The following is a 521-nucleotide window of genomic DNA, read 5'->3' on the forward strand; positions in this document are numbered from 1 at the left end:
GCAGATAGTGCCAAGACTGCCATTAGCAATGCAAAAACTGTCACTGATGTTGAATCAGCTAAGAACACTGGTGTTGAGAAGATTAATCAAGTATCAATTCCGGCCCAATCAGCTACTAAGCAACAAGCTGACCAAAATATTGATGACGTAGCAAAAGCCGCAAAGCAGGCAATTGAAAATACTAACGGTATTACTGACAGTGAGAAAAAAGCTGCTCAGGACCAAGTTGATGCCGATGCTAAGGCCGCTAAGGAAGCTATTGCTAATGCTAAATCTAAACAAGCTGTTACTGATGCAGTCAACAACGGAACTGTAGCAATCAACAAGGATGATGCAAATGCCGCAATTGATGGAGCACTGGCTGAAAAGAATAATTCAATTGATGATGCTCCTAACCTGACTACTGAAGAAAAGCAAGCTGTGAAGGACCAAGCTAAGACAGAAGCAGATAGTGCCAAGACTGCCATTAGCAATGCAAAAACTGTCACTGATGTTGAATCAGCTAAGAACACTGGTGTTGA

Annotated in this window: 1 protein-coding gene; it reads left to right on the top strand. The window is 42.0% G+C overall.

All coding sequences use genetic code 11. The features are described from left to right. A partial coding sequence (locus tag CP363_RS10520) for a DUF1542 domain-containing protein (RefSeq protein ID WP_143468725.1) occupies positions 1–521 on the top strand: 521 nt, incomplete at both ends.

The organism is Lactobacillus sp. UMNPBX12 (assembly GCF_002553955.1).
GTDB classification, from domain to species: Bacteria; Bacillota; Bacilli; order Lactobacillales; family Lactobacillaceae; genus Lactobacillus; species Lactobacillus crispatus.